The organism is Priestia sp. SIMBA_032 (assembly GCF_046535215.1).
Classification (GTDB): domain Bacteria; phylum Bacillota; class Bacilli; order Bacillales; family Bacillaceae_H; genus Priestia; species Priestia aryabhattai.
This window is the reverse complement of sequence record NZ_JAWRXD010000009.1, coordinates 72074-90131: the sequence shown is the minus strand read 5'-3', so window position 1 is coordinate 90131 and position 18058 is coordinate 72074. Positions and strand designations below refer to the sequence as shown.

16 protein-coding genes are annotated in these 18058 nt (G+C 38.1%); 12 read left to right on the top strand and 4 right to left on the bottom strand.

The window, feature by feature from the left end; all coding sequences use genetic code 11:
- Nucleotides 1-14: 14 nt before the first annotated feature.
- Nucleotides 15-971, bottom strand: coding sequence for an L-lactate dehydrogenase (locus tag SB717_RS22815; RefSeq protein ID WP_013081626.1), 957 nt, complete (start codon nt 969-971; stop codon nt 15-17).
- Nucleotides 972-1304: 333 nt separating this feature from the next.
- Between SB717_RS22815 and SB717_RS22810 the strand changes: the two genes are divergently transcribed.
- Nucleotides 1305-2180, top strand: coding sequence for a cation diffusion facilitator family transporter (locus SB717_RS22810; protein WP_074682915.1), 876 nt, complete (start codon nt 1305-1307; stop codon nt 2178-2180).
- A gap of 141 nt (nt 2181-2321) precedes the next feature.
- Complete coding sequence (locus SB717_RS22805) at nt 2322-4340, top strand: methyl-accepting chemotaxis protein (protein WP_410904789.1); 2019 nt, start codon at nt 2322-2324, stop codon at nt 4338-4340.
- Between the two features lie 37 nt (nt 4341-4377).
- Here the strand turns inward: SB717_RS22805 and SB717_RS22800 are convergent, their stop codons facing one another.
- Nucleotides 4378-5289 (bottom strand): RluA family pseudouridine synthase, encoded by a 912-nt coding sequence (locus SB717_RS22800; RefSeq protein WP_074682917.1) that lies wholly within the window; start codon nt 5287-5289, stop codon nt 4378-4380.
- Nucleotides 5290-5443: 154 nt separating this feature from the next.
- Here SB717_RS22800 and SB717_RS22795 point away from each other — a divergent pair, with 154 nt between their 5' ends.
- The 10 genes from SB717_RS22795 to SB717_RS22750 all read left to right on the top strand — a co-directional run bounded on the left by SB717_RS22795 (nt 5444) and on the right by SB717_RS22750 (nt 16943).
- Nucleotides 5444-5836, top strand: a complete 393-nt coding sequence (locus tag SB717_RS22795; protein ID WP_074682918.1) for a DUF5365 family protein — start codon at nt 5444-5446, stop codon at nt 5834-5836.
- 403 nt (nt 5837-6239) lie between these two features.
- Nucleotides 6240-7034 carry a SurA N-terminal domain-containing protein gene (locus SB717_RS22790; protein ID WP_410904788.1) on the top strand — a complete coding sequence of 265 codons (795 nt, stop codon included), beginning with the start codon at nt 6240-6242 and terminating at the stop codon, nt 7032-7034.
- 189 nt (nt 7035-7223) lie between these two features.
- On the top strand, nt 7224-7994 hold the full coding sequence (locus SB717_RS22785; protein WP_074682920.1) for a L,D-transpeptidase: 771 nt from the start codon (nt 7224-7226) through the stop codon (nt 7992-7994).
- Nucleotides 7995-8125: 131 nt separating this feature from the next.
- Nucleotides 8126-8308, top strand: a complete 183-nt coding sequence (locus SB717_RS22780) for a hypothetical protein (RefSeq protein WP_200508623.1) — start codon at nt 8126-8128, stop codon at nt 8306-8308.
- 79 nt (nt 8309-8387) lie between these two features.
- Complete coding sequence (locus SB717_RS22775; protein WP_013055260.1) at nt 8388-9926, top strand: carbon-nitrogen hydrolase family protein; 1539 nt, start codon at nt 8388-8390, stop codon at nt 9924-9926.
- Nucleotides 9927-10039: 113 nt separating this feature from the next.
- A complete protein-coding gene (locus SB717_RS22770) occupies nt 10040-10594 on the top strand; it encodes a glycerol-3-phosphate responsive antiterminator (protein ID WP_074682922.1) in 555 nt (184 codons plus the stop codon).
- A gap of 178 nt (nt 10595-10772) precedes the next feature.
- Nucleotides 10773-11600 (top strand): MIP/aquaporin family protein, encoded by an 828-nt coding sequence (locus tag SB717_RS22765; protein WP_028412592.1) that lies wholly within the window; start codon nt 10773-10775, stop codon nt 11598-11600.
- Nucleotides 11601-11667: 67 nt separating this feature from the next.
- A complete protein-coding gene (gene glpK / locus SB717_RS22760) occupies nt 11668-13158 on the top strand; it encodes a glycerol kinase GlpK (protein ID WP_074682923.1) in 1491 nt (496 codons plus the stop codon).
- A 186-nt stretch (nt 13159-13344) separates the two neighbouring features.
- Nucleotides 13345-15024 carry a glycerol-3-phosphate dehydrogenase/oxidase gene (locus tag SB717_RS22755; RefSeq protein WP_410904787.1) on the top strand — a complete coding sequence of 560 codons (1680 nt, stop codon included), beginning with the start codon at nt 13345-13347 and terminating at the stop codon, nt 15022-15024.
- A 164-nt stretch (nt 15025-15188) separates the two neighbouring features.
- Nucleotides 15189-16943 (top strand): phospho-sugar mutase, encoded by a 1755-nt coding sequence (locus SB717_RS22750; RefSeq protein ID WP_074682924.1) that lies wholly within the window; start codon nt 15189-15191, stop codon nt 16941-16943.
- 34 nt (nt 16944-16977) lie between these two features.
- Here the strand turns inward: SB717_RS22750 and SB717_RS22745 are convergent, their stop codons facing one another.
- Nucleotides 16978-17586 (bottom strand): biotin transporter BioY, encoded by a 609-nt coding sequence (locus tag SB717_RS22745; protein WP_410904786.1) that lies wholly within the window; start codon nt 17584-17586, stop codon nt 16978-16980.
- 210 nt (nt 17587-17796) lie between these two features.
- Nucleotides 17797-18048 (bottom strand): YhdB family protein, encoded by a 252-nt coding sequence (locus tag SB717_RS22740; RefSeq protein ID WP_013055267.1) that lies wholly within the window; start codon nt 18046-18048, stop codon nt 17797-17799.
- Nucleotides 18049-18058: the final 10 nt, after the last annotated feature.

The window sequence follows — 18058 nt, the reverse complement described above, 5'->3', positions numbered from 1 at the left end:
AAAATCTTTTGATGTTACACAAAAGCTCTGTCGCGAGTTTGCTTAAGAATGCTAGCAGAGTGCTCGAGCTGCTGCTGTTCGTGAGGAGTTAAATTCAATTCAATAATTTGGCGCACGCCGTTTTTATTAATAATGGCTGGTACGCCGATATACACATCAGAAATACCGTATTGTCCTTCTAATAAAGCAGATACCGTTAAAATAGAATTTTCATCATCTAAAATAGCCTTGGTGATGCGTACAAGTCCCATCGCAATTCCGTAATAAGTCGCTCCTTTTCGATTAATAATATGATAAGCCGCATCGCGGGTTTGTTCGAATAGATGCTGCATATCCGGTTCTTTTTCAATAGCGGCAGTATTGATAAAATGTTCGAGCTTCACACCGCCAATTTGCGCATGGCTCCAAACAGGAAATTCCGTATCTCCGTGTTCGCCCATAATATAAGCGTGAACGTTGCGAGAATCTACTTCGAAATAGTCGCTCAGCAAGTAGCGGAAGCGAGCTGTGTCAAGAATCGTTCCTGAACCAATTACCCGTTCGTTTGGCAATCCTGATACTTTTTGTGTAACGTGTGCAAGAATATCAACTGGATTTGTTGCCACTAAAATGATGCCGTCAAATCCGCTGTTCATAATATCTTTTACAATGCATTCAAAAATTTTAACGTTTTTTTCAACTAGATCTAAGCGCGTTTCCCCTGGAGCTTGATTAGCGCCCGCTGTAATAACTACTAAATCAGCGTCAGCACAGTCTTTATAATCTCCAGCCCAGATTTTCATCGGTGTGGCAAATGGCATTCCATGATTGATATCGCGTGCTTCGCCTTCTGCTTTTTCTTTGTTCATATCGATTAACACTAATTCATTGGCAATACCTTGATTCACCATTGAAAAAGCGTAGCTTGAGCCAACAAAACCAGTTCCGATAACGGCAACTTTTCGTGTTTTTGGTGTGAATTGTGTTTTCATTTGTATCATCCTTTGAATTTTATTTTGTGATGTTTTTCACAATGTTAGTGTAACAAGAATAAATACCCTCGGCTGTGATAAAAATCACACCTTTTAAAAAATAGTAAACAATTTTAAAGGGCGATTTTAAAAAAGAGTCCTTCTACATGAAGTGCCACATTTAGAAAGATCTTAAACGTTTAAAGTGTTGAGTAAAGGCAACTTGTTTTGCAGAAAGCTAAAGAGTTTAACGTTCTCTATTTGTATGTTAACAGCCAATAATGTTTCTATAGACCCACACGAAATCCATTTGTTACACTAAATTTGCTTATTTTGAATAAAGGAGTTGAAGGGATGGAGAACTACTATGAGCAAGCCCAAAAAGGCGCTTGGGTTAGTATCTTATCATATATCTTTTTATCAGCATGTAAACTTACTATTGCGGGTGTCACCGCTTCCTCTGCATTAAAAGCCGACGGTCTTAATAACGTCACAGATATTATTGCATCAATTGCCGTCTTAATCGGTTTAAAAATCTCTAAAAAACCTCGCGATAATGATCATCCCTATGGACATTCCAGAGCGGAACATATCTCTTCACTTATTGCTTCTTTTATTATGATGGTCATCGGACTAGAAGTATTGGTCGATGCGGGTCAGTCATTATTTATGGACAAATCTGAAGCGCCTAATTTACTGGCTGCTTGGGTAGGTCTTGGAGCCGCTGCTGTTATGGGTGGTGTCTACCGATATAATATTAAGCTTGCTAAAAAACTTGATAGCCAGTCTTTATATGCGGTTGCTAAAGATAATTTGTCTGATGCACTTGTGAGCATAGGGGCTGTTGTGGGAATTTTCGGCTCACAATTCGGCCTGCCTTGGCTGGACGTGGTAGCTGCTTTTGCTGTGGGAATTATTATTTGTAAAACAGCCATCGAAATTTTTAAAGAAGCAGCTCATTCTTTAACGGACGGATTTGATGAAGAAAAGTTAGGGCACTACAAAGAAAGCATTGGGCTTGTAGAAGGGGTAAAAGAAGTAGAAGATGTGAAAGCGCGCAAGCTTGGTAATCAAGTCGTTATTGATGTAACTGTTAAAGTAGATCCTCATTTAAATGTTATTAAAAGCCATGAAATTGCTGATCAAATTGAACATATGATGAACGATGAGCATCAGATTAAAGATACGCTTGTTCATATTGAACCTGATGCATACGAAAAGCAAAAATAAAACCAGCACGTTCTTTCGTTATGAAAGGATGAGCTGGTTTTATTTTTGGGGAAATTTGAAATAATTCACAAAAACTTCTTCAAAAATGAAAATAAAAAGCCGTTATTAGTAATATAAAGATTTTTGTAGAAGGGTGAGGGAATGAAGAGGTTAAGTGCAAAGCTCGTAGTATTTTTTAGTATTTTTATAGCTATTTTATTATTAGTTGTTTCAGGGGCTGTTTATCAATTTACCAAAACACAAATAGAAAAAGATGTAGAAGTTCAGTCTCAAAGTCAAGTGAAAGAGTTAAAAGAAACGATTCATACGTACTTAGACATGTATAGTCGTTCTTTGCTGACGTACAGTGAGAACGATGTAATCGTTAATTTTGTTAAGCAAGAAGGAAATGGAACAAATCAAGAGAAAAATCCTTATTTTACATGGAATACGGTTCAAAAAGAGTTTACGCAGTTTAAAGAAAAATATCCGAACCTGGCACTTGAATACATAGGCACTAAAAATAAGGGAATGTATTCTGTTCCTAAGCAAGAGTTTGGTTCAAACTATGATCCGACTTCCAGGGTGTGGTATAAACAAGCAGTAGAATCACCTGAGGAGGTTGTTTATACGGATCCATATGAAGATGCAGCAACAAAAAAGACGGTTGTGACGATTGCAAAGGCTATTTTAGATCCAGATACTAAAAAGGTGCTGGGTGTTATAGCTACTGATTTAGACTTAGATGCATTAAAAAACATTGTAGGTAAGGCAGAAGTAAGTCACGGTGGGTATGCATTTTTATTTGATCAAAATGGCACAGCGCTCGTCCATCCAACAGAAGCTGGAAAAAATTTAATGAATCAGCCATTTATGAAAAAAATGTACGAAGCAGACCGAAATAGAGATTTCATGAAGTATACCTTTCAAGGTGAAGAGAGAGTGATGGCATATGATACTCTCGAAGGAACGGATTGGAAGATAGGAAATGCCTTTATTTATAATGAAATGCTCTCAAGCGCTCATCATTTACTGACTGTTATTGTCTGGATTGCGTTAATTGGCATCTTATTATCAGTGGTGTTAACCATCTTTTTCTCAAGAATCATTACTAATCCAATTCGCCGCTTGAAAAACGAAGTAGCCAAAGTAACAGCTGGCGATTTAACAGTTCAGGTTAAGACGAAGTCAAAAGATGAAATTGGTGAGCTTACTCATTTATTTAACGATATGGTAGCTAAAATGAAAACATTGATTGGCACGGTTCAGACGTCTGTTGAGACAGTAAAAACGTCTGTTGAAGACTTGAGTGCTGTATCTGAAGAAGCAACTGCATCCAGTGAAGAAATTGGCCGGGCTATCCATGAGATTGCCAGCGGCGCCACGCAGCAGGCTTCTGATGCGGACTCCACTAATCACAAAACGATGAGTTTATCTTCGCAAATTGAAGAAGTCATTGAACAAAACGCCCAGATTAATAAAATGACGATTGAAGCTGTAACCATCAATGAAAAAGGTTTAAAACAAATGCAGCTGCTTCGCAACCAAACCACTGAATCGTCTCAAACGATTCACGCTGTTCAAACTGTAATGGAAGAGTTAACAAGTAAGATGAAAGAAATTGAATCTATTATTTTCACGATTAATAGTATTTCAGATCAGACAAATTTGCTTGCACTAAATGCTAGTATTGAAGCAGCTCGTGCAGGAGAACATGGCAAAGGATTTGCGGTAGTAGCTGAAGAGGTGCGAAAACTTGCTGAACAGTCCTCGCAGGCCACTGAACAAGTTCGCCACACGATTGCAGCGATTCAAGGGGAAGTGGTAGCTGCGCGTGAAGAATGTAACCGTACAGAAGAGCTTTCAAAGTCTCAAGACTTTGTGGTAGGAGATACAGAACAAGCTTTTCATGAAATTGCAACCACGATTGAACAAGTGGCGGCGGCTGTCGAACATGTGACAAGCAGCATGGACAGTATTGATGAGCATAAGGAAGACGTGGTAGCGGCCATTCAAAGCATAGCAGCTATTGCACAGCAGTCAGCTGCGGGAACTGAAGAAATTACGGCTTCTACAGAAGAACAAATTAGAGCTATTTCTACTGTTTCTCAATCCGCTGAACATCTGCAGGAGATTAGTGAAGAATTGGCGAATTTGATTCGTCAATTTAAAATTAAATAAAAAAGAGCGCCAATATGTTATTGGCGCTCTTTTTTATTTAGTAGGAAAACAAGTTGCTGTACGGTAAAAGAACCTGCTGATCTGGAGGTGCAACAGCTGACACTCGCTGATGAGTAAATGGATGTAGAAAAGAAAGCTTAATGGCGTGTAAAGCTTGCTGCTGTTCTTTCAATTTCTTTCCTCCATAAAGCGTATCACCAACTAATGGATGGCCAATGTGACTCATATGAACACGAATTTGGTGAGTGCGGCCGGTCTCTAGCGAAAGTTCAATAAGCGTTTCATTTTTTGCCGTATTGCGCTTTAACACCCGATACGATGTTTTGGCAGCTTGTCCCGTTCTAGATACTCTTCTTCTCGTAGCGTGATGCCGATCGCGTCCAATAGGTTCGTTAACGATTCCTTGCTCTTTTTTCATGATTCCTTGGACAAGAGCAACATAAGTCCGATTAATTTTACGTTCAGCCAGCAGCTGGTCAAACACAGAGCTTGCTACAAAATGCTTCGTGAATAAGATAGCACCTGATGTATCGCTGTCCAAACGATGAACGTGTCTAGGCTTTGTTCTGAGGCCTATTTTTTGAAAATAAGCAGCTACAGCATTTAAAAGAGTTTTTTGGTCCTGTTCTGATGAAGGATGAGTATCTAGGTTTATTGGTTTGTTTACGATTAGTACGTGCTCATCTTCAAACAAAATCTCTATATTAACATTATAAGGTGTTACTTCATTAGGCTCTGCTTCAAAAAAAGGGAGTGACACTCTATCATCTTCCTTAAGGGTGTTCCTCCATGGTAAAGGCTCACCGTTTAGAAGCACATTTTTATTCATCCGAAACTGATGCAGCGTTTTTTTAGGAATATGCCATTTCGTTTTTAAATAATCTTCAATTGTTTGCCCTGCATCATTTTTTGCGATTTTATCTTCTAGCCATTGGCCGTGTATACTCATATTTAATCCCTTCCTTACATACTAGTAAATATCCTTTAATCTCTAAAAAGAACTTGTAAATAATTAGGAGGAAATAACTACCTGAAGTTCTCGTTTTATGTTTATGTTATGCTAAATAAAGAGACATAAGTTAAGAGAAAAAGGGGGGGTAACCATGAAAATTGCCCAAGCAGCTCCGCCAGAAATGGAGAATTACATAGAAGAGTTGACTGAACAGCTTCGCTATGACCTGTTACCTCGGTATGTATCTGTAGATAAGCTTAATCCTGATGAATTATTAAATCCAGATTATTGTACAGACCATTTATATAATGGCTTACTCGATGAAGCATTGCAAGTCATTAGTAGCCTTCAGACAATAATTGCCGTGATTGAAGCGATTCAACACCGGCCGATTGAAGAAAGCGACTGCGAGCAATTCGAAAAAAATATTGCAATTTTAAAAAAATATGGATTCTTATTTCCTGTTGCTATTGAATGTTTTGCAAAAGAAAACAATTTGATTACGTATTCGTATGAATCGTTTTATAATTCATACATAAATTGAAAAGAAAAAAGCATGGTTATCCCATGTTTTTTTCTTTTTTTAAATGAATTTAGGCTTTCAATTGGATAAAAAAAGAACTTGTGCTATCGTTAAATTCGGATAAAGTTCTTATAGAAACATGAAATCAAATACTATTGCTTTCCATATAACAAATAAATTGAAATAATACAGATGTATAACGTACTGTAAATTATGTAAATCATACTAAATAATGTTATGATTAGACAGGCTGTATAGAGAAGAACATTTATCTTTCATAAGATTACAGAACGTTTCAATCTTATTACATATGTTTAAAATTAGCCTAAATGGTTTCTTTTTACGCCTATATCATATACAATGCCCCCTAGATGATTTTTTCGAATAGCTAATAATCGTTTGGGATTATGAAAGGAGATTGATCATGAAAAAACTGATGTATACAATGCTCATTGGATTAATTGCTGCGGCTTTAACAGCATGCGGTTCAAACGATGATGCAAAGCAATCAAAGAGTGATGATCAAAAAACTGCACAAACTGAGCAGCAAAAAGAGGCTCAGAAGAAGCAGGAAAAACAAGCAAAAGAAATGCAGAAAAAATTAGATAAACAAAAAGTAGACGACAAAAAAACCGTAGCGGTTGTAAACGGTAAAAAAGTTTCTGGTGAAGAATATAATGCGGCATTATCTTCATCACAAGCCCAATATCAACAAATGGGACAGGACCCAACATCTAAAGAAGCAGCTAAACAAGTAAAACAGCAAACCATTGACAATTTAGTAGGTCAAACGCTGCTATTACAAGAAGCTGAAAACAAAGGCTATAAAGCAACTGATGAAGAAGTAAATAAAAAGTTAAAAGAAACGAAAAAGCAGTTCAAAACAGATAAACAGTTTAAAGCGGCTTTAAAAGATGCAGGACTAACTCAATCACAATTAAAGTCTGAGCTGGCTGACAGCATTAAATATCAGCAGTACGTAGATAAAGACATCCAAACACCAGAAGTAACGGATAAAGAAATTCAAGATTATTACGATCAATTTGCAAAACAAAGCCAAAGTCAAGCAAGCAGCGGTAAAGAACAATCTCAAATGCCAAAGCTTGAAGATGTAAAGCCTCAAATTAAGCAGCAGCTTGAACAACAAAAGAAACAAGAAGCATTAGAGAAAAAAGTTGAAGAACTTAAGAAAAATGCAAAAGTTGAAGTGAAGCTTTAAATACAAATGAAACGGCCTTTTAAAGAGCCGTTTTTTTTGTTATGTACATTATTGCTTTTTGTCAGTAAAAAGGGGTGCGTGAAAGATTTTATTGTATTTTGACTTATAAAGTAAAAAGTGTTCTGATGGTTTGCCTTTCATCCTATACTTTTCTTATATAGATACAAGAGAAATTGGGGGAGTCAATAAATGAAAAAGGTGGCTGTTTTTTTTGTTGGGCTTATTTTTTTACTCGCGGGGATGGGTCTGACAGGCAATGCGTCTGCGGCGTCCAATCAACTTATTATTATTAATAAATCTACTAACACCCTTGCTTTTTATGATGGAGGAAAATTAGTAAGGACGTTCAAAGTTGCGACAGGGAGGCAGATGGGTTATACACCAGAGGGTACTTTCAGCATTGTGAATAAAATTAAAAACCGTCCTTATTATAAAGACAACATTCGGGGAGGAGATCCTAGGAATCCGCTAGGTGATCGCTGGCTAGGGTTAAATGCACGCGGAACATATGGAACGACGTATGCTATTCATGGAAATAATAATCCAAGTTCTATCGGGACTTACGCAAGTTCAGGGTGCATTCGTATGTATGATGAAGAGGTACGCTGGCTGTTTGACCGCGTTCAAACCGGTACAAAAGTGGTTATTGGTCAATTTCATTCTCAAAGTTTTGATTCAATCGCTGTTAAAAACAAATACAAAGTAAGCAGTGCTCCAGTCGCCCAGAATCTTTGTAAAACGAAAAAGCTCTCAAAAGGCCAAATTGGTTTTGTAACGATTCAATCACCGATGGTTTTGTTAAAAGAAGAAAAAGGAAAATGGGTAAAGATTCGTACGTTAAATCGCGGTGAACGCTATAATGTATATAAAATAGACGGCATTAAAGTCTCTTTAGGACCAGGATTTATTGAAAATTATCCTAATAAAAAAACATCCATAAAATTAGATGTTTGCAAATAGAAAATGACGCTGGGACAAAAGTATTTTAGCCCAAGTGAAAAACGAATCGCTAATCAACATGTTTGATTTGTGGTTCGTTTTTTTATTGTGGTGAACGCGGGTTTCATCTGTTTTGTTCCTTCTAGCAGTTGATGGGAGGGCAAGGCGAAGGCTCCTGCGGGAAAAGCGGAAGGGATGAAACCCCGCAGGAGCGTACGCGACGAGGAGGCTCATCGGCCGCCCGCGGAAATCAACTGCAGTGTCACAAGCTAATGCATCCATTTGTTCGTCTTTCGACTGGATTTATTTCGTTATATCTCAACCTCATTTTTTGAATTTTTAATAATGTTTATTATAATAAAAAACAGGGAAACTAATTGCCTAATGAAGAGAGAGAAAGGGTTGTTTTAACGTATGTCTACAATAGATTTATCAAAATTCGAGAAAAAAATGATTATTCGTAACATCAAACCGGACGATATAGATGAAATTTTAGCACTTCAAAAGCTATCATTCCCCGGAATGGATCCGTGGAAAAAAGAACAGCTTGAAAGTCACCTGGCCATTTTTCCAGAAGGACAAATATGCGCAGAGTACGACGGGGAAATTATCGGATCTTGTTCAAGCTTGATAGTGAACTTTGATGAGTACGATGATCAGCATACGTGGGACGATATTACAGACGAAGGATACATTACAAATCATAACCCGGAAGGCTACAATTTGTATGGAATTGAAGTAATGGTTCATCCAAAGTATCGCGGCATGAAAATAGGACGCCGCTTATATGAAGCGCGTAAAGATTTAGCACGTGAATTGAACCTGAAAAGTATCATCATCGGAGGAAGAATTCCTAATTACCATAAGCATTCAGCTGAAATGTCACCTAGAGAGTATGTAGAGCAAGTTATTCATCATAAAATTTATGATCCAGTGCTATCTTTTCAGCTAATGAACGGATTTACGCTTATGCGTATAAACCCTGGTTATCTTCCTGATGACCTAGCTTCTAATAAGTATGCAACGTTGATGGAATGGAACAACGTAGATTACGTTCGCCGCTCAAAACGCCATTTTAAAACATCATTCCCAGTGCGTATTTGTGTTGTTCAGTATATGATGAAACAGATTAATTCATTTGAAGAGTTTGCAACACAGGTAGAATATTATACAGATGTTGCTTATGATGCAAAAGCCGACTTCTGCGTATTCCCGGAAATTTTCACAACTCAGCTAATGTCTTTCTTGAATGAAAAGATTCCAAGCAAAGCGGTTCAGCGCGTAGCAGAATATACTGAAGAGTACATTGAGCTGTTTACTAACTTAGCGGTTAAATATAACGTAAATATTATTGGAGGATCTCACTTCGTCGAAGAAGATAATGGAGATATCTTCAACATTGCCTATCTATTCCGCCGAGATGGAACAATTGAAAAGCAGTACAAAGTGCACATTACACCTAATGAAAGAAAGTGGTGGGGAATTAGCCCAGGAGATAAAGTTGAAGTGTTTGATACAGATTGCGGTAAAATTGCGATCCAAATTTGCTATGACATTGAATTTCCGGAGCTTGCTCGTATTGCTACAGATAAAGGTGCAAATATTATTTTTACACCATTCTGTACGGAAGACCGCCAAGGCTATCTGCGCGTAAGATACTGCTCTCAGGCCCGTGCGATTGAAAACCAAATTTATACAGTTATCGCAGGTACAGTTGGAAACCTGCCTGAAACAGAAAACATGGATATTCAGTACGCTCAGTCTGCTATTTTTGCACCATCTGACTTTGAATTTGCACGAGACGGTATTGTAGGAGAATGTAATCCTAATATTGAAATGGTGGTTATTGGAGATGTAGATTTAGAAATTCTTCGTCGCCAGCGCCAATCAGGAACGGTTCGTCAATTAAAAGATCGACGCCATGACGTTTACAATATTAAATATAAAAAATAACGTATTTTCTAAAAACATCATGCAAATGCATGGTGTTTTTTATTTCAACTTTTGCCATAATAAAAACTATTACAATGAATTTTGTGTACTAACCATGGAAAAGAGGGGAAAACATGAGTTTTCATGGACAATCGGTATTACCCGCTGTTCGAGATATGAAGCAATTGGAAAATTTTTTAGCAAGTAGCTACGAGTACGGAGTTCTTTTAGACAATCAAGTGGGCATGCTAAAAGGAATTATGAGAGAGGTTCATAAGCATGAAAAGAAGCTAATCATTCATTTAGACTTAATTCATGGCTTAAAGCACGATGAGTATGCGGTTGATTTTTTGTGTCAGGAGTTTAAGCCTGCGGGGATTATTTCGACAAGAACAAACGTCATTTTAAAAGCTAAACAAAGAGGGATCTATGCCATTCAACGGGTCTTTTTATTAGACAGTACGGCTTTGAAGAAAAGCTACGAGTTAATGAAGAAAGTAAAACCCGATTATATTGAGCTTCTTCCTGGAATTGTGCCCACTTTAATCCAAGAAGTCAAAGCTGAAACAGGCATTCCAGTGTTAGCTGGAGGTTTAATACGAACCGAAGAAGAAGTTCGTAATGCTTTGGGAGCCGGGGCTTCTGCTGTTACAACATCAAATAGAGAATTGTGGAGTATTTCAACTTAAAAAAACTGTTTGACAACGCTTTCATCATCTAGTAAACTTCTAGATAAGTTAATAGATGTGAGGGAGAATAGGAGATCCACGGTATAGCCTTTTAATGATTTTATTAGGGGGATGTATTGTGGATTTTCTTGTTTTCTTGTCATTTTAATTGTTTTCATACAAAGGGGAGGTTATTTATATGCAAGCATTCTTAGGAGAAATAATTGGAACAATGATTTTAATTATCCTTGGCGCTGGTGTATGTGCGGGCGTCAATTTAAAAAAATCGTTTGCTGCTAATTCAGGATGGATCGTTATCACAATGGGATGGGGAATGGCAGTAGCGATGGCAGCATATGCGGTTGGTAATATGAGTGGGGCACATTTAAACCCAGCGTTAACTGTAGCGCTTGCGATTACAGGTGATTTTCCGTGGTCACAAGTACCGATGTACATCTTAGCTCAGTTTATTGGAGCCATTCTTGGCGCAACAGTTGTTTATTTACACTATCTTCCACACTGGAAAGAAACAAAAGATGCTGGTACAAAATTAGGCGTATTCGCAACGGGACCAGCAATTGCTAACCCATTTGCAAACGTTTTAAGTGAGGCAATTGGAACGTTTGTATTAGTAGTAGGAATCTTAGCAATTGGAGCAAATAAATTTACAGATGGATTAAATCCTTTAGTAGTAGGATTTTTAATCGTAAGTATTGGTTTATCATTAGGAGGAACAACAGGTTATGCCATCAACCCTGCTCGTGATTTAGGACCTCGTATTGCTCATGCTATCTTGCCGATACCTGGCAAAGGCAGCTCGAACTGGAAATACGCTTGGGTGCCAGTAGTGGGTCCTTTATTAGGCGGATCAATTGGCGCAGTATTTTATCAAGCAGCATTCTTAAATAAAATGTCTAGCAGCTTATGGATTGTTTTAAGCATTGCGGTGATTGTTTTAGCTGTTATCTACGCTGTTTCTAAACAAAAGGCAGCACAAATTCAATCAGCAGTAGTACCAAAAAAATAAATGCGCTTTACCATCTAACTATGTACAATAAAGAAACGACACTATACAGAGAATAGGGGATATTGATATGGAAAAATTTATTTTATCTTTAGACCAAGGAACAACAAGCTCACGAGCAATGTTATTTAATAAAAAAGGTGAAGTTGTACATGTAGCTCAAAAAGAGTTTACGCAGTACTTCCCAAAACCAGGTTGGGTAGAGCATAATGCTAGTGAAATTTGGGGTTCTATCCTAGCAGTTATCGCATCTTGTCTATCTGAGTCAGGTGTTCATGCTGATCAAATCGAAGGGATTGGAATTACCAATCAGCGTGAAACAGCAGTAGTATGGGAAAAAGCAACAGGAAAGCCAGTATACAATGCAATCGTATGGCAGTCTCGACAAACTTCTGGTATTTGTGAAGAGTTAAAAGCAAAAGGATTAAACGATACGTTCCGCGACAAAACGGGATTATTAATTGATGCATACTTCTCTGGAACAAAAGTGAAGTGGATTTTAGATAACGTAGAAGGTGCACGAGAAAAAGCCGAAAACGGTGAATTGTTATTCGGAACAATCGATACATGGTTAATTTGGAAGCTATCAGGCGGAAAAGCGCATGTAACGGATTACTCAAACGCATCTCGTACGCTTATGTTCAATATCTATGATTTAAAATGGGATGATGAACTGCTAGATATTTTAGGAGTACCGAAATCCATGCTTCCAGAAGTAAAGCCTTCTTCTGAAGTATACGCTCATACAGTAGATTATCACTTCTTCGGTCAGAGTATTCCAATTGCGGGAGCAGCAGGAGATCAGCAAGCCGCTTTATTTGGACAAGCGTGCTATGAAAAAGGAATGGCGAAGAACACGTATGGAACAGGTTGCTTCATGCTCATGAATACGGGTGAAAAAGCAGTTAAGTCCGATCACGGTTTGTTAACTACATTAGCATGGGGGATTAACGGCAAAGTAGAATATGCGCTTGAAGGCAGTATTTTTGTAGCAGGATCTGCTATTCAGTGGCTTCGCGACGGTTTAAGAATGTTTAAAAATGCGGCTGAAACTGAAAACTATGCGACGCGAGTAGAGTCTACAGACGGCGTATATATTGTGCCAGCTTTCGTAGGACTTGGAACACCTTATTGGGATAGCGATGTACGGGGGGCGATGTTTGGATTGACTCGCGGTACAAAAAAAGAACACTTTATCCGTGCAACGCTTGAATCACTAGCTTATCAAACAAGAGATGTATTAAGCGCAATGGAAGCGGACTCTGGAATTACATTAAAAACATTGCGTGTAGACGGAGGAGCAGTTAAGAATAATTTCTTAATGCAGTTCCAAAGTGATGTGTTAGACGTTCCGGTTGAGCGTCCTCAAGTGAATGAAACAACAGCTCTTGGGGCAGCATATTTAGCGGGTCTAGCGGTTGGCTACTGGAAAGATTGCGATGAAATTGCGAAGCAGTGGAATATGGAAAAATCTTTCGAACCAAATATGGAAGAAGAAAAGCGTGAAGAATTATATAGCGGCTGGAAAAAAGCTGTACATGCAACAATGGCTTTTAAGTAATTATTTGATGAAAACCCTTTAATTAAAAGCGCATGTATGATATAATTTACTCAAGTTAATAAATTGGTTGGAGAATCGGAGAGACCACAGATCCATATGTAGGTATACTATATATGTGATTTGTGGTCTCTCTTTTTGTATATTGGAAGAATTTTATATCTCTGAAAAATGAAAGGGGAATGACGTATGTTTTCAAGTCAAACACGTTCGAATAAATTGGTAGACATGACACAAAATCAATATGATTTACTAGTAGTTGGTGGGGGAATTACTGGGTCAGGTATTGCACTTGATGCGACTCATCGAGGCATGAAAACGGCATTAGTTGAAATGCAGGATTTCGCAGCAGGAACATCTAGTCGTTCAACGAAGCTTGTTCACGGCGGTCTACGCTATTTAAAACAGTTTGAAGTTAAAATGGTAGCCGAAGTTGGTAAAGAACGTGCTATCGTATATGAAAATGGCCCTCATGTAACGACTCCGGAGTGGATGCTGTTACCTTTCCATACGGGTGGAACATTCGGTAAATTCTCAACTTCAATTGGACTGCGCGTTTATGATTTCTTAGCTGGTGTAAAACGCTCAGAACGCCGCAAAATGTTTAGCGCAGAAGAAACGCTTAGCCGCGAGCCATTAGTGAAATCTAAAGATTTAAAAGGCGGCGGTTACTACGTTGAATATAAAACAGATGATGCACGTTTAACGATTGAAGTAGCTAAAGAAGCTGCCGCAAGAGGAGCAGACTTAGTCAATTACACAAAAGTGGAAAACTTCATCTACGATAAAGGAAAAGTAGTAGGGGCTGTTGTTCGTAATCAGCTTACGAATAAAGAATATAATATCTATGCAAAAAAAATCGTCAACGCTGCAGGTCCATGGGTGGACACGCTGCGTGAAAAAGATAATTCAAAAAAAGGCAAGCAGCTTCAATTAACAAAAGGAATTCACTTAGTTATTGATCAAGAGCGCTTTCCGTTAAAACAAGCCATTTACTTTGATACACCTGATGGACGTATGGTATTTGCGATTCCGCGTGATGGAAAAACATACGTAGGCACAACAGACACGGTCTATAAAGAAGACGCTAGACATCCGCGTATGACTGTAAAAGACCGTCAATATGTTATCGATGCGATTAACTATATGTTCCCAACGGTTGATATTACAGTAGACGACGTAGAATCAAGCTGGGCGGGTGTTCGTCCACTTATTCACGAACAAGGAAAAGATCCTTCTGAAATTTCGCGTAAAGATGAAATCTGGACATCAGAATCAGGTTTAATTACAATCGCTGGAGGGAAATTAACTGGGTATCGTAAAATGGCTGAAATTGTCGTAAATCGTGTAGCTGAAGATTTTAAAGCAGAAGGACGCGAATTTGAAAGCTGTCAAACTAAACATTTACCCATTTCTGGAGGTAATGTGGGAGGTTCAGGAGGGTTCCCGACGTTTGTAGAGCAAAAAGTTAAAGAAGGCATCAAACTAGGGTTATCACGTGACGCTGCTGAAAAGCTTGTGAAACGCTATGGCTCAAACGTAGATAAAGTATACCGCTATATGATTGAACGTCCGGATCAGCTAAAAAACAGCGACCTTCCAGCTAGTGTATTTTTGCAAATTCAATATGGCATAGAAGAAGAAATGGTTTCAAAACCAGTGGACTTCTTCATTCGACGTACGGGCGCTTTATTCTTTGATATCAACTGGGTAAGAAGCTGGAAAAAACAAGTGATTGCTCATATGGCCGAAGAGTTAAAGTGGACGCCTGAGCAAACAAAAGCTTATACGGATGAATTAGAACAGCACCTTCATGATGCAGTTGTACCAGTAGATGAAAAAGTTAACCGTATGACAGGTATTTCATGATAAAATAAAAAAGTACCTCAAAATTTGTCAATGCAGCCATAATATAATAGCAGGAAGTCAAATTTTGACGAAGAAATATAATATGACTGTTAAAAAAGAGAAAGACGATTACTCGTTTTTCTCTTTTCATACATATTTACATTTATATAAGGAGGCTTTTTTTTATGAGTTGGGAAGAAACGTATACATCTTGGATTAATCACCCAAATTTAGATCCTGAATTACGTCAAAATTTGGATTCAATCAAAGGTGATGAAAAGCAATTAGAAGATAGTTTTTACAAAACGTTGGAATTCGGAACAGGCGGAATGCGTGGGGAAATTGGAGCGGGTACAAACCGTATGAATACGTATACAATCCGAAAAGCTTCCGAAGGCTTTGCTGAGTACATTAAACAAGCTGGCGAAGAAGCTATTAACCAAGGCGTAGTCATTGCATATGATTCTCGCCACAAATCGCCTGAATTTGCAATGGAAGCAGCAAAAACATTAGCAAGTCACGGAATTAAAACGTATGTATTTGAAGAGCTAAGACCAACACCTGAACTTTCATTTGCAGTGCGTGAGTTGAACGCATTTGGAGGTATTGTTATTACAGCGAGCCACAATCCTCCTGAATATAACGGATACAAAGTATATGGTCCAGACGGTGGTCAGCTGCCGCCAAAAGAAGCTGATGAACTAGTTGGCTTTGTAAATGCTGTGGAAAATGAACTTACATTAGCTGTTCAATCTGAAGCGGAGCTAAAAGAAAAAGGTCTTATTGAAATGATTGGTTCAGCGATTGACGAAGCATACAATGAGAAACTAAAAACGATTTTAATTAATCCAGAGCTAGCTTCTGAAACAGGTAAAGACTTAAAGGTAGTTTTTACACCTCTACATGGTACAGCTAATAAGCCAGTTCGCAACGCGCTTCAATCCATCGGTTACGAAAATGTCACGGTTATTGAAGAACAAGAACTTCCTGATCCGAATTTCTCGACGGTTAAATCTCCGAATCCTGAAGAGCCGGCTGCATTTGAATATGCTGTTCGTAAAGGAAAAGAAATTGATGCAGATATCTTAATCGCAACGGATCCAGATGCAGATCGTTTAGGAATTGCTGTCAAAGACCCAAGCGGCGAATATGCGTTATTAACAGGAAACCAAACGGGTGCTTTATTGCTTCACTATTTGCTTTCTCAAAAGAAAGAAAAAGGCGTACTGCCTGCTAATGGCGTTGTGTTAAAAACGATTGTAACGTCAGAAATCGGCGCACAAATTGCTCGTTCATTTGGACTGCAAGTTGTTGACACTCTAACAGGTTTTAAATTTATCGGTGAAAAAATTAAGCAATATGAGCAAACTGGCGAGTATACATTCCAATTTGGTTATGAAGAAAGCTACGGCTATTTAATTGGTGACTTTGCTCGTGACAAAGATGCTGTACAAGCAGCTATTCTAGCAGTAGAAGCTTGTGCTTATTATAAAAAGCAGGGCATGACGATGTATGAAGCGCTTCAGCAAGTGTTTACTAAATATGGTTTCTATCGTGAAGGTCTAAAATCTTTAACGCTTAAAGGAAAAGAAGGGTCTGAGCAAATTCAGCATATTTTAGCTACATTTAGAAATGAGCCTCCTACTGACATTGCAGGATTAAATGTTTCGGTTGTAGAGGATTATACATTAAGTGAGCGCCAGCATATTAAAGCAGGAAAAGTAGAAGAGATTACATTACCAAAATCAAATGTATTAAAATATATCTTAGAAGACGGTTCTTGGTTCTGCCTTCGTCCGTCTGGTACAGAGCCAAAGGTGAAGTTCTATTTTGGCGTCGTGTCAGAAGATGAAGCGACGAGCATTGCCCATTTAGAAGCTGTACAAACAGCTGTAATGGGTGAAGTAGAACGTGTATTAGACAAAGTGAAAACGGTATAAAAGTAAAGCCTGCTCAAACTTGAGCAGGCTTCTTTTATGATACTTTATTTGATTGCGTATTTGACAAATACGAAGAAGATCGTAGGGCTTTATAAATTCTCGGAGCAAGCATAGCCCCAAGAACAGTAAAAATAAGATCCTTTACCGCAAACCACGACATAATCTTCCAAGCGGCTGCATATGTCATTGCAGGAGCTTCAAGCCAATAATTAACCGCTATATACATATACGTAGTACCAATTAAATAAATAACGGCAATACCAACTAGCGATGAAATTAAAAAGATAGAAAAAGTTGGCTTGCCGCGCATTTCCATAATTTTTCCTATGATAAATGCAGCGACAATATAAGAAAGCAAAAAGCCGCCGGTGCTTCCAAATAAAATACCAATTCCTGCTTTAAATTGAGCAAATACCGGAGCGCCGGCAATGCCAATTAATACATATACAATCATCGAAATAGAACCCACTCGGCTCCCCAGTAAAAGTCCTGCTAATATAACAAAAAAAGGCTGAAGTGAAAGAGGCACGCCGCCTACTTGTAAAAAAGGTGCCCAAGAAGTAATATTTGCACCAATAGCCATAAGAGCTGCAAACATACCGGCTAATGTTAAATCTAATGTGCGAAACCTTTTAGTACTCATATATGTTCCTCCCAGTATGTACTGAAATATCTTAGCGTATGTACTGAAGATTGTACGTCGAATCCGCTTTTATGTCAACGATAAAAATAAATATGTTTACATATATTTTTCGATGTTTTTTGAAATAAAGTATGCATATTTTTAGTGTAAGATAAAAAAATAAAGAAGGGAATTCATCCCTTCTTTGTCCAAGTGTGTGTATCAAAAATACTAGTACAATGATTCTTCCAGAAGCTCCGGGTTGTGCTCCGAATATTCCGTTGCATGATCAATGTAGCGTAGTAAAGAATAGAGCTCTTCTTGAATGATGCGGTAGTTTCGTTCAAAATTGTAGGCGTGCAAAAAATGTTCAATCTTTTTTGAAAGAAAATCGTCGTCTGTTCGAACCATTAAAATTAATAAGTTATCCCATTGTGAACGGTGTGTGTAATATAAAGCTCGATCATAATCAATTACATCCATTAATAACGTT